We start from the raw sequence: 21488 nt of genomic DNA, 5'->3' as shown, positions 1-21488 counted from the left end.
TTTACCATAAGGAGAAGATTTATGGCAATAATGAAAATTGAATACCACTCAGAAGCTCTAGATATGTCTAGACAGGTTACGGTTTTATATCCAGATCGCAATCGTGTGGAAAATCCCGATGACAACGACATTCCTGTCCTATATCTTTTGCACGGTATGGGAGGCAATCAGGATTCCTGGCTGAATCGTTCTACAGTGGAACGGTTGGTTCGTTATACCAATCTTATCGTGGTTATGGTCAATACAGATAAAGGTTGGTATACCAATACCACTTACGGTATGAATTACTTCGATGCCATTGCAGTAGAGTTGCCTCAAATTCTCAAACGATTTTTCCCAAATATGTCTGACAAGCGGGAGAAGAATTTTATCACTGGTTTGTCTATGGGTGGTTATGGGACCTTCAAGATTGCCATGATGACCAATCGTTTTTCACATGCAGCTTCGCTTTCAGGGGCATTGTATTTTGATTTTGATAATCCAGCGACAGCAGAATTGGGAAGTCTTTCGTATTGGCGAGGAGTATTTGGTGACATTTCTGATAAACAGAATCCAAATAATTTGTTAGAAATTGCTAAACAATCCGATAAAAAGACCAAATTTTATGCCTGGTGTGGTGAGGAAGATTTTCTCTTTGAAGGGCATCAAAAGGCAGTTGGGGAGTTGAAAGAGCTGGGATGTGATATAGAGGCGAGTTTCGGACCTGGTAAACATGAGTGGTACTACTGGAATCAGCAGATTGAGAAAGTATTGGCTTGGTTGCCAATTGATTTCAAATTGGAAGAAAGACTGTCCTAGTTTTTAAGAAAAGTTTCAGAAATTATGGCTATACTAAAACCTATTTCTAGAAAGAGGTATAGTCTATGAAACTTATTGTAAATATTCTACGGTGGATTTGGCGGACATTTTGGGGTCTGATTTGGTTATCAATGGTGTTATTGGCTTGTGGTCTAGGTCTATTATTCTATTTTCAACAGGAAGCAGCGCCTCAGATGTTACAAACACTAGCTCAAGAAGTGCAATTGATGGTCAAAGGACAGTCTGAAGTGACGATTGAAGAAGGTGTTAATACCATTAAGCACCTGACGACTGATACGGTCAATACAGCTGATCATGGTCGATGGGAAAGCAATACTGCGACTGTTTACATTGAAACTCAGAATCCAACATTTGTAGCTGCCTATGAAATAGCCATTGCAAATTGGAATGCGACAGGGGCCTTCACTTTTGTGATGACAAGTGATCCAAATCAGGCTGATATTATTGCTACTGAGATGAATGATGGAAATACCCAGGCGGCAGGTGAGGCCAATTCAACGACTAATTTATTGACGAATTATTATAGCTCGGTAACGGTGCGTCTGAATAGTTTTTATTTATTAAACGACCAATATGGTTATGATATGGATCGAATCATCCATACTGCGGAGCATGAATTGGGCCATGCCATCGGTCTGGATCATGATGATAGTCAAACATCTGTCATGGAATCAGCAGGGTCAAATCATGGCATTCAACAAGCTGATATTGATGCTCTGGTTGCCTTGTACTCAGAATAGAGGAGAAATATGTTACGAACAATTGTGAACGCAGCAAAACGTTACCCAGAGCAAGCCTTGCTTTTCATTTACAATGCAGGAATTTTTGCTTGGTTGCAATCGACTAGCCATTCGATTATGGAACAAATCGGTATAGATAGTAGTTGGTTTGATAAAATTCCCGAACCAATTAAGGCCTGGACAGGTGCCAGTCTAGAGAGCATGCAGACCTTGCTCCATTCTTCTGCTTGGGGCTGGCTGATTGTATCGATGATCTTGATGTTGGTCATCCGCTTTGTTAAGGGCTTGATCAAGTTTGTCATCATGCTGATTATTATCGGTGGTGGCCTTTATCTGCTCTGGCAGAATAAGGAATTGCTCAACGGTTTGGTCTAAATATTTTTTGAGAAGGACAGTGACGGTAAAGTCGCTGTTTTTTTGTTGAAATCAGAAAAAGGATTCCGCACTGTTACCCTAAATTATGGTACAATATTTTTATGATTATTCTAAGTGGAAACAAGATTGAACGCTCTTTTGCGGGCGAAATTTTATTTAACAATATCAACATTCAAGTCGACGAGCGGGATCGGATTGCCCTTGTAGGAAAAAATGGCGCAGGCAAGTCCACCCTGCTCAAAATCCTTGTCGGAGAAGAAGCAGCGACCAGCGGTGAGATTTCAACCAAGCGAGATTTGTCCCTTTCTTACCTGGCACAGGATAGCCGTTTTGAGTCTGAAAATACCATTTACGATGAAATGCTCCATGTCTTTGACGACCTGCGGATGACGGAGAAACGCCTGAGGTCTATGGAAGAACAAATGGGCAGTTTGTCTGGTAATGAACTCGACCAGCTCATGAAGACCTACGATAGTCTGTCGGAAGAATTTCGTCTGGCAGGTGGCTTTAACTATGAGGCAGACATCCGTGCTATTTTGAACGGTTTCAAGTTTGACCAGACCATGTGGGACATGAAAATCTCCGAACTCTCAGGCGGTCAGAATACCCGTTTGGCCTTGGCAAAAATGTTGCTTGAAAGTCCTGAGCTATTGGTGCTGGATGAGCCGACCAACCACCTGGACATTGACACGATTGCTTGGCTGGAAAACTACCTAGTACATTACAAAGGAGCCTTGATTATTGTCAGCCATGACCGTTATTTCTTGGACAAGGTAGCGACACTGACACTGGATTTGAACAAGCATTCTTTGGACCGTTATGTGGGCAATTATTCTCAGTTTGTCGAACTCAAAGAGCAGAAGTTGCAAACCGAATTGCAAAACTATGAAAAGCAGCAGAAGGAAATTGCCAAACTAGAAGACTTTGTCCAGAAAAATATCGTCCGTGCTTCGACCACCAAGCGTGCCCAGGCTAGACGCAAGCAGTTGGAGAAGATGGAGCGACTGGACAAGCCAACAACTGGTCAGAAGTCTGCCAACATGACCTTCCAGTCAGACAAGACTTCAGGAAATATCGTCTTGACAGTGGAAAATGCTGCGGTGGGCTACGATGGAGAAATACTTTCTCAGCCTATTTCCATTGACCAACGAAAGCTGGATGCCATTGCCATTGTCGGTCCGAATGGAATCGGAAAAACAACCCTGCTCAAGTCCATCATCGGAGCTCTGCCATTTATCAAAGGGGAAGCCAAGCTAGGTGCCAATGTGGAAGTGGGCTACTACGACCAGATCCAGTCGGCCCTGACACCTTCCAACACCGTCTTGGAGGAGCTCTGGTCAGCTTTTCCGACCACACCTGAAATGGAAATCCGCAACCGCCTTGGAGCCTTCCTCTTCTCAGGCGATGACGTCAAAAAGTCCGTGTCCATGCTATCTGGTGGGGAAAAAGCCCGCCTGCTCCTCGCCAAGCTGTCCATGGAAAACAACAACTTCCTCATCCTCGACGAGCCGACCAACCACCTGGACATCGATAGCAAGGAGGTCCTGGAAAATGCCCTCATCGACTTTGACGGAACCCTGCTCTTTGTCAGCCACGACCGCTATTTCATCAACCGCGTCGCCACCAAGGTGCTAGAAATCTCGGAAACGGGCTCCACGCTCTACTTGGGCGACTATGATTATTATTTGGAGAAAAAGGCAGAGCTGGAAGTAGAAGCCCAGCCTGACCAGCTAGAAAGTACTAGCCAATCAGCCGGAGCCATGGACTACCAAGCCCAAAAGGAAAACCAAAAAGAGCAACGCAAACTGGCCCGCCGCATCGAGCAAATCGAGGCAGAAATCGAGACCATCGAAAACCGCCTAAGCGAGCTCAACCAAGCCATGCTAGAAACCAACGACATCGGCCAGCTGACCGATTACCAGAAAGAAATCGACCAACTGACAGCCCAACAAGAAAGCCTCATGGAAGAATGGGAAGCATTATCCGAGCAGATGGGCTAGGTTGACAGGAAGTTGACAGTCTGTCAGAAACGCTATCAAATCAAGCCTGCAAGTAGGACTTGCGATGAAAAAACTCTGCGGCAAAATTCTCTTGCGGTCAAAAATGTTAGAGCAAGCTCACCTTTCTTGGCAAACATCGACCGACGAGCTAAGATAAAGTTAGGACCTGCAAGACAGGTCCCAGCGAGGAGAACGAAATGAACTTTGGACAACAAATCAAGGACTTACGGAAGAAGGAAGGTTTGACCCAGGAACAGTTTGCCCTCAAGCTCAATGTGACACGGCAGGCTGTTTCCAACTGGGAAAATGACAAAAACCTACTGACTTGGAACTCTTAATTCTCATGTCCTCTGTCTTTTCGATCTCCTTAGATCACCTTATCTTAGGAGGAACTGACATGAACAACATGACAGAAAAACTAGTCAAGGACGGTCGTGAAGGCCGCCGTACCCAGATGCACCTGACCATTACCATTATTGGTAGTTTTCTCATGCTACTCGGCTTTGTCTGTTTTGCCATCAAGGCAAACTCGGTCGAGTATATTGATGCCGAGGGTATTCTGCATGAAAATTTTTATCTCATTCCAGTCGGCTACTTGCTGGTCTTTACAGGAGCCATTGCCACGCTCCTATCAGGACTAGCCCTGCACCGCTTTAGAAAGGAATACAAATAAGATGACCAAACACCAACGTTTTGCCAATAGCGACCAATTTTTCGCCTGTCCACATTGTGGGCAGGGTCTTGGTCTAGACCTCAACAGCCTCCGCTGTCCCAACCGCCATACCTTCGACATTGCCAAGCAGGGCTACGTCAACCTGGCACCCCAGGTCAAGCAGTCCGCCAACTACCACAAGTCTAGCTTTGAAAACCGCCAGGCCTTTTTAGAGGCGGGCTATTACAATCATCTCTATGAGGCTTTGGAAGGGAAAATAGCAGAGCTAGGCTTGCGGTCTGTCTTGGACATCGGTTGCGGGGAGGGCTTTTATTCTCGTAAGTTAGCCGAGAAAATGGACTTGGACATTCTTGCTTTTGATATTTCCAAGGATTCCATTCTCCTAGCAGCTAAAACAGACAGCACCAAGTCGGTCAAATGGTTTGTCGGTGACTTGACCAAGTTGCCCATTCAAGACAGAACTATTGACGGTATCTTGGACATCTTTTCCCCAGCTAATTATCAGGAGTTTGCCAGAGTGCTGAAAGCTGGTGGGGCTATTCTCAAACTGGTCCCAGGTCCCAATCACCTCAAAGAGCTCCGCCATTTAGCCAAAGACCAACTCCGCAAGGAGTCTTATGATAACCAAGATATCGTGGACCATTTCCAGTCTTACATGGGGCAGGTGGAGCAAGTGCTGGTCAGCCGGACCTTGCCGATTACAGCCGCCCATGCTCAAGTCTTAGCAGACATGACGCCCCTCTTTTTCCAAGTGGACCAGTCCAAACTGGACTTGAGCCAGTTGACCGAGATTACGGTTGAGGGAGTGCTTTTGGTTGGAACGATATAAAAAATGAAACCGCCTCTGTTACCAGAAGCGGTTTTGCTTTATTTCTCAAATTCTGCCTTGCTTTTTACATCGCCGTATTCTTCAGCGACTTCTTTGCTGAGGATGTCAGCGTAGCTGGCAAGTTGGATGTCTTGTCCGTATTTTTTACGGAGGGCAGTTGTGACCAAGCGGTAGGCTAGGTTGGCATTGCGGGACAGGATTGGTCCGTGGAAGTAGCTGCCGAAGGTGTTTTTATAGTGCATTCCTTCGCCGCCGTCTTCCTTATTGTTGCCATTGCCATAGACGACCTTGCCCAGCGGTTTTTGGTTGTCAGCTAGGAAGGTGCGGCCTTGGTGGTTTTCAAAACCATAGTAGGTTTCGTTGAATTCATCATTGTGAATTTTGATGTCACCGATGTAGCGGTTCTTGGTCTGGTTGAGAGTGTAGTGGCCCATGATTCCCAGCCCGTCAATTTTGCGACCGCCTGCTTCAATATAATATTGCCCTAGCAATTGGAAGCCACCGCAAATGGCCAGCATGACACCATCGTTTTCGATAAAGTCTGCTAGGCTGTCTTTTTTAGTCGGTAAATCCTTGGCTAAAATAGACTGCTCGTAGTCCTGACCGCCACCGAAAAAGGCGATGTCGTAGAAATCCTTGTCAAATTCATCTGTCAGCGAAACGATGTCCACCTGAACACGAGCACCCAGTTTTTCAGCCACAAACTTGAGCATGAGGATATTGCCGTTGTCCCCGTAGGTGTTCATCAAATCACCGTAGAGGTGGGCGATGTGGAGATCATAAGTGTAGTCTTTTTCAGGACTTTTTAATGACGTATAGACCATTATTTCATCTCCTTTCCAACGGCTTGGCGTTGAGCCAGCAGGTCGCGGAATTCCAGCATAGCTGTATAAGTAGCTAAAATATAAGCATGTTGGCTACTCGATTGCTCAATCAAGGTCATGATGTCTTCTAGTTTTGGTGTTTCAGTAATCTGGTTCTCAGGATAGCCAGTCACACGGAGACGACGGGCGATTTCAGACGAACGAACACCGCCTGCAAAGACTTGTGGAATGTCCATTTGAGTGATTTGTTCAAAGTCAGCGTCCCAAATCCAGCTGGTATCAATTCCGTCAGCGTAGTTGGCATTGAGAAGGACGGACAAGCTGAAATCGTATGGAGCCAGTTTCATCATTTCAATAGCCTGGGTTGCACCGACAGGGTTTTTAATCAAGACCAATGTACAATCCTTCTCACCCAACTTAAATGTTTCTTGGCGACCGAAGACTGCCTTTGATTTGTCAAATCCTGCCTTGATTTTTTCAGGAGATACGCCGAAAAATTCTGCTACGCTGACAGCTGCTAGGGCATTGTAGATGTTGTAGAGGCCTCCGATGTTAATCTTATAATCCTGACCGTCAATAGCAAAGGTGGAAGAAGTATTGGTAATCTCTTTCAGTTCAGTTAACTTGTAGTCCAGCTCAGGTCGGCTAAAGCCACAGTTGTTACAGATGTAGCTACCCAAGTTAGCGTAGGTATTGAGCTTGTATTGGATAATCTGGTGGCAATGTGGGCAGAGAACGCCTTCTGTATTGTAATGGGCCAGGCGAGGCTCATGCTCTTCCGTTGCAAAACCGTAGTATTTTACTGGATTGATAACGTTCGTTGAGTTGAAAAGTGGGCTGTCACCGTTAGCGAGAATGGTCGCCTTTGGTGCCTTGGCGGCCCCGTCCAAAATCATCTGGTAGGTGGTATAAATCTCACCGTAGCGGTCCATCTGGTCACGGAAGATATTGGTAAAGACAATCAGACTAGGCTTTATAAAGTCGGTTACACGGGCAAGACTTGCTTCGTCGATTTCCAAGACGGCAATCTTCTTGCCATTTTTATTTTTCTTGGCAGATAAAAATGTTGCCGTAATCCCGGTAATCATATTGGCACCGCTGGTATTGGTCGTGATTTCTCCAAATGCTTCCTGAAGAATACCGACTGTCAGTGCGGTGGTCAGAGTCTTACCGTTGGTACCTGTCACAACAACGACTTCATAATCCTTAGCCAAACTATCTAAAATATGTTTATCGAATTTGAGGGCAATTTTCCCTGGCAGAGTAGTACCACGTCCTAGTTTTTTCAAAATGAACTGGGAACTTTTTCCTGCTAGAATACCCAAAGCTGTATTTATTTTCATGGGACTATTTTATCATAAAGGTTGAGTATTTTCTAGAATGGAGTGTGTTGGAACGTGATATATTCCTGCAGTAAATCTGTAATATTTTTAACAGGAAGGTCACTATTTTCTAAAGAAAAGGGGAAAAAATATGGTATAATGGGTACATTACTATGTATGAGTTAGAAAGTATGAGAATATATGTTAAATTTAAGCCAGTTATTAGATGCTGGTTATTGGTCAAGTCTGATTGCTAGTCCATGGACGGCAATTTTACATTTGATTGACATCAGTATCGTTGTTTATATAATTTATAATTTTAGTAAGTCTATTGCAGGTACTAAAATTATGACATTGATTCGAGGGGTTTTTCTATTTATTATCGCTCAGCTCTTGGCGAGTTTTTTTGGACTTCAGACAATCGCGTGGCTTATTAATCAGGTAATTACCTATGGAGTGATTGCAGCAGTAGTTATTTTTGCACCAGAGTTGCGTGCTATGCTTGAAAAACTCGGTAGGACAACTCAGATTTTTGGGGCAAATACTGTGAGTGCAGAAGAAAAGCTAATTGTCGCTTTTCTTAAATCGGTTGCTTATATGTCTCCGCGTAAAATTGGTGCACTTGTGGCAGTAGAACAAGCCCAAACATTGCAAGAATATAGAGCAACGGGGATTCCACTCAATGCGGATATATCTCAGGAATTGTTAATAAATATTTTCATCCCGAATACACCGCTACATGATGGTGCTGTAATTGTCAAGGAAGACAAGGTAGCCGTTGCTTGTGCTTATTTGCCCCTGTCAGAGAGCGCAGGAATTTCAAAGGAATTTGGCACACGACATCGTGCAGCCATTGGCTTATCGGAGGTATCTGATGCGTTTGTATTTATTGTTTCTGAAGAAACTGGCAGTATCTCTATTGCACGAAACGGGATATTTAAACATGATTTGACTTTGGATGAGTTTGAAGCAGAGTTGCGAGCGACTTTTATTTCTGAAAATGTAGAGAAGAAGTCCATCTGGAAGCGATTAGGAGGTGGCAAACATGAACGATAAGTTTAAAGCTGTAGGTCACTTAGCCTTATCTATTTTTCTAGCATTGTTGCTCTTTTTCTATGCAACAACCACCAACTATAAAAATTCAGAATCAGCTGCACAGAACACGGAGTCAGAAACCTATGTTCACACACTGAGCAATGTACCGATTGAGATTGAATATGATACAAACAAGTATTTTATTTCCGGATTTTCTTCGACGGTAACAGTTGAATTAAGGGGCTCTAATCGTGTTCTCCTACAGAGAGAATCCGATGAGTCAACTCGGACTTTTCAAGTGACTGCGGATTTGAGAGAGTTGAGTGATGGGACACAGACTGTCAAGCTACAATTGACCAATTTGCCGGCAGGAGTGAGTGCGACACTAGCACCAGATGCGATTACCGTTAAGATTGGTAAAAAAGTTAGCAAGGCATTCCCAGTAGCAGGTCGAGTCTATAGTAATCAATTGGCAGAAGGTTACAGTCTGTCTAAGGTTTCGGTCAACGTAGATACCGTTAAAGTGACAACGGATGAAGAAACAATGGCTAAGATTGATCGGGTCGAAGCTGTTGCGATGGATGTGAGCAATCTGTCTGAGAATTATAGTGGTACAGCTAAATTACAGGCTGTAGATAGCGACGGCAATGTCTTGCCAGTTGTACTGTCTCAGACGGAAGCAAATATGCAAATTATACTTACAAAAACAAAATAAGAGGTTATGAAAATGGGTAAATATTTTGGGACAGATGGTGTCCGTGGAGAAGCAAACGTAGAATTAACGCCAGAATTAGCATTCAAATTGGGTCGTTTTGGTGGTTATGTCCTTAGCCAGCATGAGACGGATGTTCCTCGTGTCTTTGTGGCGCGTGACACACGTATCTCAGGTCAAATGTTAGAGGCTGCCTTGATTGCAGGACTTCTATCAGTAGGGATTCATGTGTATAAATTGGGAGTTTTGGCGACACCGGGTGTTGCCCACCTAGTAAAAACTGAAAAAGCAAGTGCAGGTGTCATGATTTCTGCAAGTCATAACCCAGCGCAAGATAACGGTATCAAATTCTTTGCTGGTGATGGTTTCAAATTGGATGATGCATTGGAAGCAGAGATTGAAGCTCTTTTGGATGCTGAAGAAGATACACTTCCTCGCCCATCTGCTCAAGGTTTAGGAGATGTGGTAGAATATCCAGAAGGTCTACGTAAGTACCAGCAATTCTTGGTGTCAACTGGTACAGATTTGGACGGTATGAAAGTTGCACTCGATACAGCCAATGGTGCCGCAGCAACATCTGCACGTCAAATTTTTGTAGATTTGGGAGCAGATTTGACAGTAATGGCTGAAAAGCCAGACGGTTTAAATATCAATGAAGGCGTTGGCTCAACTCATCCTGAAAAATTGCAAGAACTGGTCAAGGAAACAGGTAGTCAAATTGGACTTGCTTTTGATGGTGACAGTGACCGCTTGATTGCTGTCGATGAAAATGGTGATTTAGTAGACGGTGACCGTATCATGTACATCGTTGGTAAATACCTTGCTGATCGAGGTCTATTGGCCAAAAATACAATTGTGACCACAGTTATGTCCAACCTTGGTTTCCATAAGGCTTTGGATCGTGAAGGTATTGAAAAAGCTGTGACCGCAGTTGGTGACCGTTATGTGGTTGAAGAAATGCGCAAGGAAGGCTACAATGTCGGTGGTGAGCAGTCAGGACATGTGATTCTGATGGATTATAACACCACAGGCGACGGCCAGTTGACCGCTGTGCAATTGACCAAAATCATGAAAGAAACTGGTAAGAAGTTGTCAGAATTGGCGGCAGAAGTGACCATTTACCCACAAAAATTGGTCAATATCCGTGTGGAAAACAGCATGAAAGACAAGGCAATGGAAGTGCCTGCTATTGCAGCTATCATTGAAAAAATGGAAGCAGAAATGGCTGGCAACGGTCGTATCTTGGTTCGCCCAAGTGGTACTGAGCCCCTCTTGCGTGTCATGGCAGAAGCGCCAACGGATGCTGAAGTCGATTACTACGTGGACACCATTGCCGATGTGGTCCGTGCGGAAATCGGTTTGGATTAAGAAAAAGACAGAGACTGGAAGGATTTCCAGCCTCTTTTGTGAGGAAATATGAGTATTTTAGAAGTAAAGAATTTAAGTCATGGGTTTGGTGACCGCGCAATTTTTGAGAATGTCTCCTTCCGTCTTTTGAAAGGGGAACATATCGGACTTGTCGGTGCCAATGGAGAAGGGAAATCGACCTTCATGTCCATCGTGACAGGTCAATTGCAGCCAGATGAAGGTAAGGTTGAATGGTCACGTTATGTAACGGCAGGTTATTTAGATCAGCATGCTAAATTAGAAAAGGGTCAATCAGTCCGTGATGTCTTGCGGACAGCATTCGATGAACTTTTCAAGACAGAAGCTCGTATCAATGACATTTACATGTCTATGGCAGAAGAGGGTGCCGATATGGATGCCCTCATGGAAGAGGTTGGTGAGCTACAAGATCGTCTGGAAAGCCGTGATTTCTATACGCTTGATGCCAAGATTGACGAAGTAGCGCGTGCGCTTGGTGTCATGGACTATGGCATGGACAAGGATGTGACGGAGTTATCAGGTGGACAACGGACTAAAGTTCTTCTTGCAAAATTGCTCTTGGAAAAGCCTGACATCTTGCTTCTGGATGAGCCGACCAACTACTTGGATGCAGAACATATTGACTGGCTCAAACGCTACTTGCAGAACTATGAAAATGCCTTTGTCTTGATTTCGCATGACATTCCTTTCTTGAATGATGTGATAAACATTGTCTACCATGTGGAAAATCAGCTCTTGACTCGCTATACAGGTGATTACTACCAATTCCAAGAAGTCCATGCTATGAAGCGGGCTCAGTTGGAGGCAGCCTATGAGCGCCAGCAGAAGGAAATTGCAGACTTGCAGGACTTCGTTAACCGTAATAAGGCCCGAGTTGCGACACGAAACATGGCCATGTCCCGTCAGAAGAAATTGGACAAGATGGAGATTATTGAGCTTCAAGCAGAGAAACCAAAGCCATCATTTGATTTCAAAATGGCTCGAACTCCAAGTCGCTTTATCTTCCAAACGACTGATTTGGAAATTGGTTATGACCGTGTATTGACACGTAAACCTCTCAATCTGACCTTTGAACGCAACCAGAAGATTGCCATTGTCGGTGCCAACGGTATCGGTAAATCCACTCTACTTAAAAGTCTGCTGGGGATTATTCCACCACTCGGTGGTTCTGTAGAGCGTGGGGAGTATTTGGAACTCGGTTATTTTGAACAAGAAGTAGCTGGTGGCAATCGTCAGACTCCGCTTGAAGCCGTTTGGGATGCCTTTCCAGCACTTAACCAAGCGGAAGTGCGGGCAGCCTTGGCCCGTTGCGGTCTGACTTCCAAGCATATAGAAAGCCAGATTCAAGTTCTTTCAGGTGGTGAGCAGGCTAAAGTTCGCTTCTGTTTGCTTATGAACCGCGAAAACAATGTCTTAGTTCTCGACGAGCCAACCAACCACTTGGATGTGGATGCCAAGGACGAACTCAAACGTGCCCTTCAAGCCTACAAGGGCTCTATCCTCATGGTCTGCCACGAGCCTGATTTCTATGAAGGCTGGGTGGACGATGTATGGGATTTTAATGAATTGACATAAGAAGCAAGCTGCCGAAAGGTAGCATTTTCTTTGGGTTTATAGTGTGGAGGCTGGCAATATCCATGACAGTCAGGCTTTTCCTGCACTTTTCGCCAATCTTGAACCCTTGAAACCAGAGTATATCATTGCGGATTCGGGCTATAAAACTCCCAGTATTGTCAAGTTTCTAATTGATAAGGAAATCACTCCTGTCCTTCCCTACACCCGTCCCCGTGGGAAGAAGGGACAACTTCGTCCTAAAGATTTTGTCTATGACGAACTCTTCGATTGTATCCTGTGTCCTGAACATCAGGCCTTGACCTATCGCACGACTACCCGAGAAGGCTACCGAGAATACAAAAGTGATCCTGCAATTTGTTCCAACTGTCCCCTATTATCAATATGTACGACCAGAAAGAACCATCAAAAAGTTGTCACGCGGCATATTTGGAAGGAGTATTTGGAACAGTGCGAGGATATTCGTCATCAAAGAGGGATGAAGGAGCTCTACCAGAAGCGGAAAGAAACCATTGAACGCCTCTTTGGGACAGCCAAAGAGTACCACAATCTTCGTTATACAAGAGAGAAAGGCAAGTCCAAAATGGAAGATAAGGTTGGGCTGACTTTGGCGTGTTTAAATCTCAAAAAATTGGTAAGAATGAGGGCAGATAAGCCTTTTTATTGTGTATAAATAGTCATAATTCTAGCAAAAAGACGGGGTTTTAGGCTAAAAAACAGAAAAAGACAAACGCCTCATAAGTGTTTGTCTTCATTCTGAAACTTATTATAAGTTTACCTTTTTACTTTAACTGTTAAATTTGACTTCAAATTATTTGATTTACCGAGCTAGCTACTTGATAACTGGCAAAATTTTCAAGACCATCTAAAAAAGTAGCTAAGTCTTGATTGCTTGCAAAATGAGCTTCGATCAAGTAACAACCACTTCCAGCAATACGGTGGTGCTGGGTGATTTGTGGTGAGAAACTTTCTACATAGTCAAGATAGGGTGTATGTGTTTGCACTTTCATAGTTATGGTCATAAAAACGTGAATAGGCAAACCAAGCTTGCCCCTATCGACTTGGGTGGTGAAACCTGTGATAATACCTTGGTCTTCTAGTTTTTGAATCCGGCTTGTTATGGCAGGCGCTGTCATGTGAATCTGCTCTGCCATGTCCTTTAGCTTGATGCGACTATTTTGAGTTAGTAATTCTAAAATCTGTAAATCAATGCTATCCATACTATTCCTTTCAAAAATAAAGTTTTTCATGCAAAATTCTTTTTTTATCTACTTTACCCTATTTTAAGAAATATGTAAAATATAGATAATCATAAATAAAGGAGTTATCCATGAAATTTACACATTATCGTAATTCAACTGCCCGCTTGGATTATGCTGGTAAAACCATTCTTATCGACCCGATGTTAGCTGAAAAAGGGACTTATCCACCTTTTGAAGGTGCTGTCTCTGGCAATATGGAAATGAATCCATTGGTGGATCTGCCTGTGTCGCCTGATGAGCTGACATCAGGACTTGATGCTGTAATTGTGACACATTTGCACTATGACCACTGGGATGAGGTCGCGGCGAAAATGTTGGATAAGAATTTGCCAATTTTTGTACAAGATGAGGCAGATACGGCTGTCATCCGTGAATCTGGTTTTACCAAGGTCTATGTAATGGGTGACAATACCAATTTTGGCAACATTTTAATTAGTCGAGTGTATGCCGAGCATGTTGAAAATTTGAATAAATTTCCAGAAGAAGTTCAAACAATAATCGGTAAAGTATGCGGTTTTGTTCTTCGTCATGCAGACGAGAAGACCATTTACTTTACAGGCGATAGTATGTTGGAACCTTTTGTGAAAGACGCAGTTGTCGCTCATCAACCAGATATTATTGTTATGAATGCTGGTGGCAATGCCATGCAAGGTGTTGGCAAAGTTGTCATGGATGCCAATGATGTCCATGAATTGAGCCAACTGACAGATGCCCAGTTAGTTGCCGTTCATATGGAAGCCGTCAACCACTGGACACTTTCACGTTTAGAGTTAGCTCGTTTTGCGACAGAAAAAGGCTTTGCCAACCAATTGGTCATTCCAGAAGATGGTGAAAGTATTGACTTTTAACGGTCCCAAAATCAGGAACAATCAAAACAGTCCCTTCAGATTATCATTTCTGGAGGGATTATTTAAGTTCATTTTGATTTTCTTAGGACTAATTTACTTTACTATTGACTTAGTTTTCAAGTCGACTTAGAGTAAGAATATATTTTGAGGCTGTAGGTTTGTAAGTTGAGTGGTTGAAGGCTTTGTTTTCATTGACAAGGTATTTGAGGAGGTAGAAGCGCTACTATCGTCCATCCATAAAACTGTTCTATTTATTTTATGTATACCCAATTTGTAAAATTAAGCTAGACAGAAAAAGCCATCTATGTTAGGCTCAGATAAACTACCACATTTGTCTGAAAGGAACTAACATAAATGACCTATACCCATGAACCACAAATGAACTCGTCATGCTAGAGGCTTACTAGAAAGAAGGTATAAAAGTTACAGATATCATGATAGCACTTTGAAGATCAAGGCAGACCGTCTATCATATTTTCTACTTTCTCAAAGACGGACATTCTGCATATGATTATTATGAACACTATAAGGCCAATAAGAAGCGCTGCGGTCGGAGGAAAACAAGCATTTCGCAGAGATTTACGTGAAAGAGCTGAACTCTATCCTGATTTTCATACAGAGTTCGGACACCTCGAAGGAGATCCCATTGTTGGCGAGAAACACAAAAGTGCGGTCATTACCTTAGTAGAACGACTTTCAAAAGCAATCATTACACTGAAAACTAAGGGACGAAAAGCAAGTGATATTGAGGTTGCCATCAATGAATGGCTGTCTCAAGTTCCCAGTCATCTCTTTAAGTTGATTACTTTTGATTGTGGGAAAGAGTTTTCAAATTGGAAGTCTATTTAGAATGCACATGAAATCGATATTTTCGTTGCCGATCCAGGTTGGTCTCGGTCAACAAGGTCTCAATGAGCATTCAAATGGCTTATTACGGCAGAATGGACTTTCGAAACAGATGGACTTTACTGGCATTTCTCAGCAGTTTTTATCAGCTATAGCTGATAAGAGGAATAAGATACCTAGAAAGTCCTTGAATTATCAAACACCCTACCAAGTTTTTCTGAGTCACTTGAAAAAGTCTAGCTTAATTTGACAAATTGGGTTTTGTACAAATAGTCATTATTCTAGCAAAAAAGGGGGGCTAAAAAACAGAAAAAGTCAAACGCCTCTTAAGTGTTTGTCTTCAATCTATAATTAGCCAAAGGTGGTTTTTTCTTATCTATTTTCTAAGTATTCTCTAAAAATTATAATGTTTCTAAAAAAGCTTGACAAGAAATTTATAAGGAGTATAATTAGAATTGTTCTAAAGAAAGTTTAGAATTATTATAATTTAGAGGTAAAACTTATGACAACTAAAGATTACGGCAAAGCACCATTTGTAACCAATATTGAAACAGCAACACTTGAAAATACTAACTACCGCACAGCCCTCTGGACTGGGGAACTCTTGCAAGTTACCCTCATGTCCATCCCAGTTGGTGGCGACATCGGTGCAGAAGTCCACAACGAAAACGACCAGTTTCTCCGCATTGAGCAAGGCCACGGCCGTGTTATTATGGGCGAATCTTCTGACAAGATTACGCTTGATATGGAAGTTGGACCAGAAGATGCGATTTTGATTCCAAACGGTGCCTACCATAATGTTATCAACATCGGTCAAGAAGACCTTAAAATCTACTCTATCTATGGACCAGCCCACCACGCTCACGGGACAGTTCATGAAACGCAAGCTATTGCTATCGCAGCGGAAGAAGCAGAAGAGCATGGTCATTAAGATGAACATTTTTCAACTTGAAACTGTCGGCTTATCGGATAATGATAAGTCGATTTTAACTGATGTCAGCTTTACCGTTGCAGCCGGCGAGCGACTAACCCTGGTTGGACCTTCGGGCAGTGGCAAAAGCTCTATCCTAAAACTCTTGGCAGGTTTGACATCCACGACAAGTGGGACGATTTTCTTTCAGGGGCGGGACATAGCAGAGCTAGATATGCCGATTTATAGGAGGGAAGTTTCCTACTGTTTTCAACAGCCAGTTCTCTTTGGGCAGACCGTCCAAGACAATCTCCAGTTTCCATTTACCATTCGTCAGTTAGAATTTGACCAAACCAAAGCCCTCAAGGCTTTAGAATCTGTACATCTAGCACCAGAATTTTTAAGCAAGAAAATCACAGAATTATCTGGGGGAGAAAAACAGCGAGTTGCCCTCATTCGCAATCTGCTCTTTGAACCAAAGGTCTTACTCTTGGACGAAATCTCTGCGGGACTGGACGCTGAAACCAAGGCCATTGTCAACAAGCTCTTGGCAGACTACCAAGCTGCTGGAAATACCCTGATTGAAGTCACCCATGACCAGTCAGAGATTGATGCAGCTCAAAAGATTCTGCGAATAGAAGGAGGTCGAGTCCAAGTATGAATATTTCAGTAGATAACCTTTCTCTAGCCCTTGTTTTTGGACTGGTCTTAGTAGCCATGGGTATCAGTCAAAAGGAAAAACTTGGCTTGACCAAGGATATTTTCATGGCCGTTGTCAGAACTGTCCTCCAGCTGATTTTTGTCGGCTACATTCTCAAGTTTATCTTCCAAGCCTCAAATGTCTTTCTCAGCATGGCAATGGTTTTGATTATTCTTTACAATGCCAGTGTCCAAGCCAACAAACGCAATCCCAATAGCAAGAAATCCTTGCTTCATCCTTTTTTAGCCCTCCTTGCATCAACAGGTCTAACCTTGACAATCTTGGTGTTATCGGGTGCTATTAAGTTTATTCCTTCACAGGTCATTCCCATTTCAGGGATGTTGGCTAGCAATGCCATGACGGCCATCGGCTTGTCCTATCGGGCTATGTACAAGTCCTTCACCGACAACCGCCAACAAGTCTTGGAAAAATTAAGTCTGGGTGCAACTGTCAAATTGGCTTCACAGGATATCTTACGAGAAGCTATCAAAACAGGTATGCAGCCCACCATTGACTCAGCCAAGACGGTCGGTTTGGTCAGCCTGCCTGGCATGATGTCAGGGCTAATATTTGCAGGAGTTGATCCAGTCCATGCTATTCGCTATCAGATTATGGTTATGTTCATGTTGCTGTCGGCGACTAGCCTGGCGTCTGTGATTGCCTCCTACGCAGCCTACCAGACTTATTTCACCAACAAGGCCCAGGTGGAGTTTGACTAAGAATACTTTTTAAACTGCATGTGAATCTGACTACATGTAGTTTTTTTTTTGTAGCCAATACTTGTTTTTTATTTTCTTGACCAAGCTTCGTTTTTCTGCTAATATGGAAAAATGTTTGTTTGGAGGTAATTGTTTGAAAAATATAATTTCTATCTGGAAAAAGATGAGTTTAATACGGAAAATCAGTATTGGGGTCGTATTAGGATTAGTCTTGGGATTGAGTGTTCCTCAGTTCACGATGATTTCTCTTTTGGGAAGTCTCTTTGTTGGCGCTTTAAAAGCCATTGCACCACTGTTGGTGTTGACACTAGTTGCCCACGCTCTTTCTCAGGCACCAGAAGGTCAGAAAAATAATATTCGGACTATTCTCTTCCTATACTTAATTGGTACTTTTGCAGCAGCAAGCGTTGCGGTTATTGCCAGTTATCTGTTTCCATTAACATTGGTTCTTACCGAGGCAGCTGCGACAGAAATTTCGCCACCACAGGGGATTTCAGAAGTATTCCAAGACTTATTATTGAACATTGTTGACAATCCAATCAGTGCGCTAGCAAACGCTAACTATATTGGAGTATTATCTTGGGCAGCTATTTTTGGTCTTGCCTTTCGGAACGCTAGTCAACACACCAAGGATTTATTGCAATCAACAGCAGAAGTGACTTCTAAAGTCGTCAGTTGGATTATTGGACTGGCACCTTTCGGTATCTTAGGATTAGTTTTTGATACAATTGCAAATAATGGATTGGCAGCACTAAAAAACTACGGTCTATTGCTATTAGTACTGGTAGGTTGTATGGCCTTTGTAGCTCTGGTGGTCAATCCCTTTATTGCATTTATGGTTATGAGGAAAAATCCTTACCCCTTGGTGTTGGAATGTCTCCGAGTTAGCGGTGTAACTGCCTTTTTCACAAGAAGTTCAGCAGCAAATATTCCAGTCAATATGCAGCTGGCTAAACGGTTGGGAGTAGATTCAGATACCTACTCCGTATCCATTCCCTTGGGTGCGACAGTGAACATGGCAGGAGCCGCCATTACCATCAATATTTTGACAATGGCTGCGGTACATACACTTGGTATCACAGTTGATTTCAGTTCGGCCCTTCTTTTATCTGTTGTCGCATCTCTATCAGCTGCAGGTGCATCAGGTGTAGCAGGAGGCTCGCTTCTCCTCATTCCAGTAGCATGTAGCCTATTTGGTATTCCAAATGAGTTAGCCATGCAAGTAGTTGGAGTAGGATTTGTGGTCGGAGTGATTCAAGATTCTTGTGAAACAGCCCTCAACTCATCAACCGATGTTTTGTTTACAGTTGTAGCAGAACGCTCTGTCTGGAAAAAATAGAAAGAAGTTGGGTGACCAACTTTTTTTCTTCGCTTTACTTCTGAAATCTCTTTCATTTTGTGATAAAATAGACTTACTTTGATACTGAAAAGGAGAACATATGACAGTAAATTTTAGAGCAGAGTTTGACAAACGCAAAGATGAGTTCCTAGCGGATCTCTTTGACCTCTTACGCATCAATTCTGAGCGTGACGACAGCCAGGCAGATGCCCAGCATCCATTTGGACCTGGACCAGTGCGTGCCTTGGATAAGTTTCTAGAAATTGCTCAGCGTGATGGTTATCCAACCAAGAACGTTGACAACTACGCAGGTCACTTTGAGTTTGGTGAAGGCGACGAAGTCCTCGGTATTTTTGGTCACTTGGATGTGGTACCAGCAGGAAGTGGCTGGAACACCGACCCTTACGAGCCGCAGATCATCGACGGCAAGCTCTTTGCCCGCGGTTCGTCTGACGACAAGGGACCGACCATGGCTTGCTACTACGGCTTGAAAATCATCAAGGAGTTGGGCCTTCCGACCTCTAAAAAAGTCCGCTTCATCGTCGGTACCGACGAAGAGTCAGGCTGGGCGGACATGGATTACTACTTCGAGCACGTCGGTCTTCCATTGCCAGATTTCGGATTTTCTCCAGATGCCGAGTTCCCTATTATCAACGGTGAAAAAGGCAATATCACAGCCTATCTTCATTTTGCGGGGGAAAATAGCGGAGCTGCTAAACTGCATTCCTTCACAGGCGGTTTGCGTGAGAACATGGTACCTGAATCTGCGACAGCTATTATTTCTGGCGACCTAGCAGACCTAGACAGCAAGTTGGCAGATTTCACAGCCGCTTACGGCCTAAAAGCTGACGCGGAAATCCTTGAAAACGGTCAAGTTCAAGTCACCGTCATCGGAAAATCAGCCCACGGTTCAACCCCAGAAGAAGGTGTCAACGGAGCAACCTATTTGGCAAAATTCCTCAGCCAATTTGCCTTTGACGGAGCAGCCAAAGCCTATTTGGAATTGGCAGGACAAGTCCTTCTGGAAGACCATGATGCTAAAAAACTCGGTGTAGCCATCTACGATGAGCAGATGGGTGCCCTTTCTATGAACGCTGGTGTTTTCAAATTTGATGAAACCTCATCTGACAACACCATTGCCCTCAACTTCCGTTATCCAAAAAATACCAACCCTGAAACCATCAAGGCTGGTTTGGAGAAACTGGGCGTGGAAGATGTTAGCCTGTCTGAGCATGGCCATACCCCACACTATTGCCCAATCGATGACCCAATGGTCGCAACTCTCTTGTCTGTTTATGAAAAACACACAGGCTTGAAAGGTCACGAACAAGTCATCGGTGGCGGAACATTCGGACGCTTGCTCAAACGTGGGGTTGCCTATGGAGCTATGTTCCCAGGCGATGTCAACACCATGCACCAAGCCAACGAATTTATCGAAGTTGAGCAACTCTACCGTGCAGCTGCCATTTATGCAGAAGCTATCTACGAACTCATTAAGTAATACATGAAGACGGGTTTGCCCGTCTTTTTTAGGAGGAAATATGGAACTGAAAGAACTTTGTTTTTCAGACATGGAAATGGTCAAACAACTCTTCCTGTCTGTCTTCAGCCAAGAACCTTGGAATGATGATTGGTCAGATGAGGAACAATTAGATTGTTACGTAGGCGATTTACTGGGACACCCAAGAGCACTCTGTTTTGGCTTGTTTGATCAAGAAAAATTGATAGGTCTGTCACTTGGTTACATTCGCTATTGGTATGAGGGAACAGAATATCGAATTGAAGAGTTCTGCATTTCCCGTGATTACCAAGGGCAAGGACATGGTGCTAGTTTATTAGCTGATATTGAGAAGCAGTTAGCTGATAGAAAAATTGTTCATATATTTCTGCAAACCGAACGCAACCTTTCAGCCTATTCTTTCTACAAAAAATGCGGTTTCCGAGCCTTAGAAGAAGATGTGACTATGGTCAAGAAAGTAGGACATCATGGAACTTGTTGATATTCGTCAAGCCATCATTGAGGATGTTGCTAACCGAGACTTTACGAACAAGGGAATAGCTCCCCTTTTCCAAGCCCCTTCGACCGCAAAAATTCTCATTATTGGACAGGCACCTGGCTTGAAAACCCAGGAAAAATGGCGTTTATTTGACGACGCCAGTGGTAACAACCTTCGTCAATGGTTGGGCGTGGATCGACAGACTTTTTATGAATTGGGTCATTTTGCTATTCTTCCTATGGATTTTTATTATCCAGGAAAAGGGAAGTCTGGGGATTTGCCGCCTCGCAAGGATTTTGCGCCCAAGTGGCACCCACTCATTATGAAACAACTACCCCAGATTGAGCTGACCATATTGGTAGGCAATTATGCTCAAACTTATTATTTGGAAAAATCCCAAAGGAACCTGACGGAGAGAGTGAAACATGCAGATGATTACCTTCCCACGTATTTTCCTTTGCCCCATCCATCACCTAGAAACAATATCTGGCAAGCTAAACATCCTTGGTTTGTTGAACAGACTCTACCGATACTGAAAAACAACATAAATATATTGTTGGGAAAATGATAATATGATATA

At 43.4% G+C, this 21488-nt stretch carries 20 protein-coding genes and 3 pseudogenes; 20 read left to right on the top strand and 3 right to left on the bottom strand.

Annotated elements, in window-relative coordinates:
* Positions 1 to 21: 21 nt before the first annotated feature.
* The 6 genes and pseudogenes from NOL38_RS04140 (at position 22) to NOL38_RS04115 (ending at position 5436) form a co-directional block, all read left to right on the top strand.
* Positions 22 to 798 carry an alpha/beta hydrolase gene (locus NOL38_RS04140; RefSeq protein WP_249562375.1) on the top strand — a complete coding sequence of 259 codons (777 nt, stop codon included), beginning with the start codon at positions 22 to 24 and terminating at the stop codon, positions 796 to 798.
* A 65-nt stretch (positions 799 to 863) separates the two neighbouring features.
* A complete protein-coding gene (locus tag NOL38_RS04135) occupies positions 864 to 1559 on the top strand; it encodes a M57 family metalloprotease (protein WP_277941452.1) in 696 nt (231 codons plus the stop codon).
* A gap of 9 nt (positions 1560 to 1568) precedes the next feature.
* On the top strand, positions 1569 to 1934 hold the full coding sequence (locus NOL38_RS04130) for a hypothetical protein (RefSeq protein WP_172099686.1): 366 nt from the start codon (positions 1569 to 1571) through the stop codon (positions 1932 to 1934).
* A 101-nt stretch (positions 1935 to 2035) separates the two neighbouring features.
* Positions 2036 to 3934, top strand: coding sequence for a ribosomal protection-like ABC-F family protein (gene abc-f, locus NOL38_RS04125; protein ID WP_277941451.1), 1899 nt, complete (start codon positions 2036 to 2038; stop codon positions 3932 to 3934).
* A gap of 197 nt (positions 3935 to 4131) precedes the next feature.
* Positions 4132 to 4607: pseudogene (locus NOL38_RS04120) on the top strand (DUF3955 domain-containing protein).
* A gap of 1 nt (position 4608) precedes the next feature.
* Positions 4609 to 5436: a putative RNA methyltransferase gene (locus NOL38_RS04115; protein WP_277941450.1), complete on the top strand. Its 828-nt coding sequence runs from the start codon at positions 4609 to 4611 to the stop codon at positions 5434 to 5436.
* A gap of 38 nt (positions 5437 to 5474) precedes the next feature.
* On the opposite strand, the gene gatD is transcribed toward NOL38_RS04115, so the two are convergent.
* Together gatD and murT are read right to left on the bottom strand one after the other, a co-directional pair.
* Positions 5475 to 6260, bottom strand: coding sequence for a lipid II isoglutaminyl synthase subunit GatD (gene gatD, locus NOL38_RS04110; protein ID WP_277941449.1), 786 nt, complete (start codon positions 6258 to 6260; stop codon positions 5475 to 5477).
* Positions 6260 to 7603, bottom strand: coding sequence for a lipid II isoglutaminyl synthase subunit MurT (gene murT / locus NOL38_RS04105; protein ID WP_277941448.1), 1344 nt, complete (start codon positions 7601 to 7603; stop codon positions 6260 to 6262). Before murT ends, gatD begins: the two co-directional genes overlap by 1 nt.
* A 180-nt stretch (positions 7604 to 7783) precedes the next feature.
* On the opposite strand from murT, the gene cdaA reads away from it, so the two are divergent.
* From cdaA to NOL38_RS04080, 5 genes and pseudogenes are all read left to right on the top strand, one after another.
* Positions 7784 to 8638, top strand: a complete 855-nt coding sequence (cdaA, locus tag NOL38_RS04100) for a diadenylate cyclase CdaA (RefSeq protein WP_277941447.1) — start codon at positions 7784 to 7786, stop codon at positions 8636 to 8638.
* Positions 8628 to 9332, top strand: coding sequence for a CdaR family protein (locus NOL38_RS04095; protein ID WP_277941446.1), 705 nt, complete (start codon positions 8628 to 8630; stop codon positions 9330 to 9332). The genes cdaA and NOL38_RS04095 overlap by 11 nt, the downstream gene beginning before the upstream one ends.
* A gap of 12 nt (positions 9333 to 9344) precedes the next feature.
* Positions 9345 to 10697, top strand: a complete 1353-nt coding sequence (glmM, locus tag NOL38_RS04090; RefSeq protein ID WP_023370847.1) for a phosphoglucosamine mutase — start codon at positions 9345 to 9347, stop codon at positions 10695 to 10697.
* A 48-nt stretch (positions 10698 to 10745) separates the two neighbouring features.
* The gene (locus NOL38_RS04085) at positions 10746 to 12290 is read left to right on the top strand and encodes an ABC-F family ATP-binding cassette domain-containing protein (protein ID WP_009910410.1); all 1545 of its coding nucleotides are present in this window, start codon (positions 10746 to 10748) and stop codon (positions 12288 to 12290) included.
* A gap of 37 nt (positions 12291 to 12327) precedes the next feature.
* Positions 12328 to 12960: pseudogene (locus NOL38_RS04080) on the top strand (transposase); the annotation flags it as partial.
* Between the two features lie 133 nt (positions 12961 to 13093).
* Here NOL38_RS04080 and NOL38_RS04075 read toward each other — a convergent pair.
* A complete protein-coding gene (locus NOL38_RS04075) occupies positions 13094 to 13507 on the bottom strand; it encodes an Lrp/AsnC family transcriptional regulator (RefSeq protein WP_277941445.1) in 414 nt (137 codons plus the stop codon).
* A gap of 110 nt (positions 13508 to 13617) precedes the next feature.
* On the opposite strand from NOL38_RS04075, the gene NOL38_RS04070 reads away from it, so the two are divergent.
* From NOL38_RS04070 to NOL38_RS04030, 9 genes and pseudogenes are all read left to right on the top strand, one after another.
* Positions 13618 to 14397 (top strand): MBL fold metallo-hydrolase, encoded by a 780-nt coding sequence (locus NOL38_RS04070; RefSeq protein ID WP_277941444.1) that lies wholly within the window; start codon positions 13618 to 13620, stop codon positions 14395 to 14397.
* 354 nt (positions 14398 to 14751) lie between these two features.
* A pseudogene (locus NOL38_RS04065) lies at positions 14752 to 15493 on the top strand (IS30 family transposase).
* Between the two features lie 252 nt (positions 15494 to 15745).
* The gene (locus NOL38_RS04060; RefSeq protein ID WP_277941443.1) at positions 15746 to 16174 is read left to right on the top strand and encodes a cupin domain-containing protein; all 429 of its coding nucleotides are present in this window, start codon (positions 15746 to 15748) and stop codon (positions 16172 to 16174) included.
* Position 16175: 1 nt separating this feature from the next.
* Positions 16176 to 16814 carry an ABC transporter ATP-binding protein gene (locus NOL38_RS04055; RefSeq protein ID WP_277941464.1) on the top strand — a complete coding sequence of 213 codons (639 nt, stop codon included), beginning with the start codon at positions 16176 to 16178 and terminating at the stop codon, positions 16812 to 16814.
* Complete coding sequence (locus NOL38_RS04050; RefSeq protein WP_277941442.1) at positions 16811 to 17572, top strand: ABC transporter permease; 762 nt, start codon at positions 16811 to 16813, stop codon at positions 17570 to 17572. Before NOL38_RS04055 ends, NOL38_RS04050 begins: the two co-directional genes overlap by 4 nt.
* Before the next feature lie 133 nt (positions 17573 to 17705).
* The gene (gene sstT / locus NOL38_RS04045) at positions 17706 to 18911 is read left to right on the top strand and encodes a serine/threonine transporter SstT (protein ID WP_277941441.1); all 1206 of its coding nucleotides are present in this window, start codon (positions 17706 to 17708) and stop codon (positions 18909 to 18911) included.
* Positions 18912 to 19011: 100 nt separating this feature from the next.
* The gene (pepV, locus tag NOL38_RS04040; protein WP_277941440.1) at positions 19012 to 20412 is read left to right on the top strand and encodes a dipeptidase PepV; all 1401 of its coding nucleotides are present in this window, start codon (positions 19012 to 19014) and stop codon (positions 20410 to 20412) included.
* Between the two features lie 40 nt (positions 20413 to 20452).
* Positions 20453 to 20911 (top strand): GNAT family N-acetyltransferase, encoded by a 459-nt coding sequence (locus tag NOL38_RS04035; RefSeq protein ID WP_277941439.1) that lies wholly within the window; start codon positions 20453 to 20455, stop codon positions 20909 to 20911.
* On the top strand, positions 20898 to 21476 hold the full coding sequence (locus NOL38_RS04030) for a uracil-DNA glycosylase family protein (RefSeq protein WP_277941438.1): 579 nt from the start codon (positions 20898 to 20900) through the stop codon (positions 21474 to 21476). The genes NOL38_RS04035 and NOL38_RS04030 overlap by 14 nt, the downstream gene beginning before the upstream one ends.
* Positions 21477 to 21488 lie beyond the last annotated feature (12 nt).

This window comes from Streptococcus suis (genome assembly GCF_029616525.1).
Classification (GTDB): domain Bacteria; phylum Bacillota; class Bacilli; order Lactobacillales; family Streptococcaceae; genus Streptococcus; species Streptococcus suis_AF.
The sequence above is the reverse complement of the archived record's forward strand: the minus strand, read 5'-3'. Positions and strand labels throughout refer to the sequence as shown.

What these genes read in the sequence shown, in the direction of transcription:
- NOL38_RS04050 (WP_277941442.1), top strand. Translation starts at nt 16,811, where the DNA reads ATGAATATTTCAGTAGATAACCTTTCTCTAGCCCTTGTTTTTGGACTG.
- glmM (WP_023370847.1), top strand. Translation starts at nt 9,345, where the DNA reads ATGGGTAAATATTTTGGGACAGATGGTGTCCGTGGAGAAGCAAACGTA.
- abc-f (WP_277941451.1), top strand. Translation starts at nt 2,036, where the DNA reads ATGATTATTCTAAGTGGAAACAAGATTGAACGCTCTTTTGCGGGCGAA.
- murT (WP_277941448.1), bottom strand. Translation starts at nt 7,603, where the DNA reads ATGAAAATAAATACAGCTTTGGGTATTCTAGCAGGAAAAAGTTCCCAG.
- NOL38_RS04035 (WP_277941439.1), top strand. Translation starts at nt 20,453, where the DNA reads ATGGAACTGAAAGAACTTTGTTTTTCAGACATGGAAATGGTCAAACAA.
- NOL38_RS04075 (WP_277941445.1), bottom strand. Translation starts at nt 13,507, where the DNA reads ATGGATAGCATTGATTTACAGATTTTAGAATTACTAACTCAAAATAGT.
- pepV (WP_277941440.1), top strand. Translation starts at nt 19,012, where the DNA reads ATGACAGTAAATTTTAGAGCAGAGTTTGACAAACGCAAAGATGAGTTC.
- NOL38_RS04030 (WP_277941438.1), top strand. Translation starts at nt 20,898, where the DNA reads ATGGAACTTGTTGATATTCGTCAAGCCATCATTGAGGATGTTGCTAAC.
- NOL38_RS04130 (WP_172099686.1), top strand. Translation starts at nt 1,569, where the DNA reads ATGTTACGAACAATTGTGAACGCAGCAAAACGTTACCCAGAGCAAGCC.
- cdaA (WP_277941447.1), top strand. Translation starts at nt 7,784, where the DNA reads ATGTTAAATTTAAGCCAGTTATTAGATGCTGGTTATTGGTCAAGTCTG.
- NOL38_RS04115 (WP_277941450.1), top strand. Translation starts at nt 4,609, where the DNA reads ATGACCAAACACCAACGTTTTGCCAATAGCGACCAATTTTTCGCCTGT.
- NOL38_RS04055 (WP_277941464.1), top strand. Translation starts at nt 16,176, where the DNA reads ATGAACATTTTTCAACTTGAAACTGTCGGCTTATCGGATAATGATAAG.
- NOL38_RS04070 (WP_277941444.1), top strand. Translation starts at nt 13,618, where the DNA reads ATGAAATTTACACATTATCGTAATTCAACTGCCCGCTTGGATTATGCT.
- gatD (WP_277941449.1), bottom strand. Translation starts at nt 6,260, where the DNA reads ATGGTCTATACGTCATTAAAAAGTCCTGAAAAAGACTACACTTATGAT.
- NOL38_RS04060 (WP_277941443.1), top strand. Translation starts at nt 15,746, where the DNA reads ATGACAACTAAAGATTACGGCAAAGCACCATTTGTAACCAATATTGAA.
- NOL38_RS04135 (WP_277941452.1), top strand. Translation starts at nt 864, where the DNA reads ATGAAACTTATTGTAAATATTCTACGGTGGATTTGGCGGACATTTTGG.
- NOL38_RS04085 (WP_009910410.1), top strand. Translation starts at nt 10,746, where the DNA reads ATGAGTATTTTAGAAGTAAAGAATTTAAGTCATGGGTTTGGTGACCGC.
- NOL38_RS04095 (WP_277941446.1), top strand. Translation starts at nt 8,628, where the DNA reads ATGAACGATAAGTTTAAAGCTGTAGGTCACTTAGCCTTATCTATTTTT.
- NOL38_RS04140 (WP_249562375.1), top strand. Translation starts at nt 22, where the DNA reads ATGGCAATAATGAAAATTGAATACCACTCAGAAGCTCTAGATATGTCT.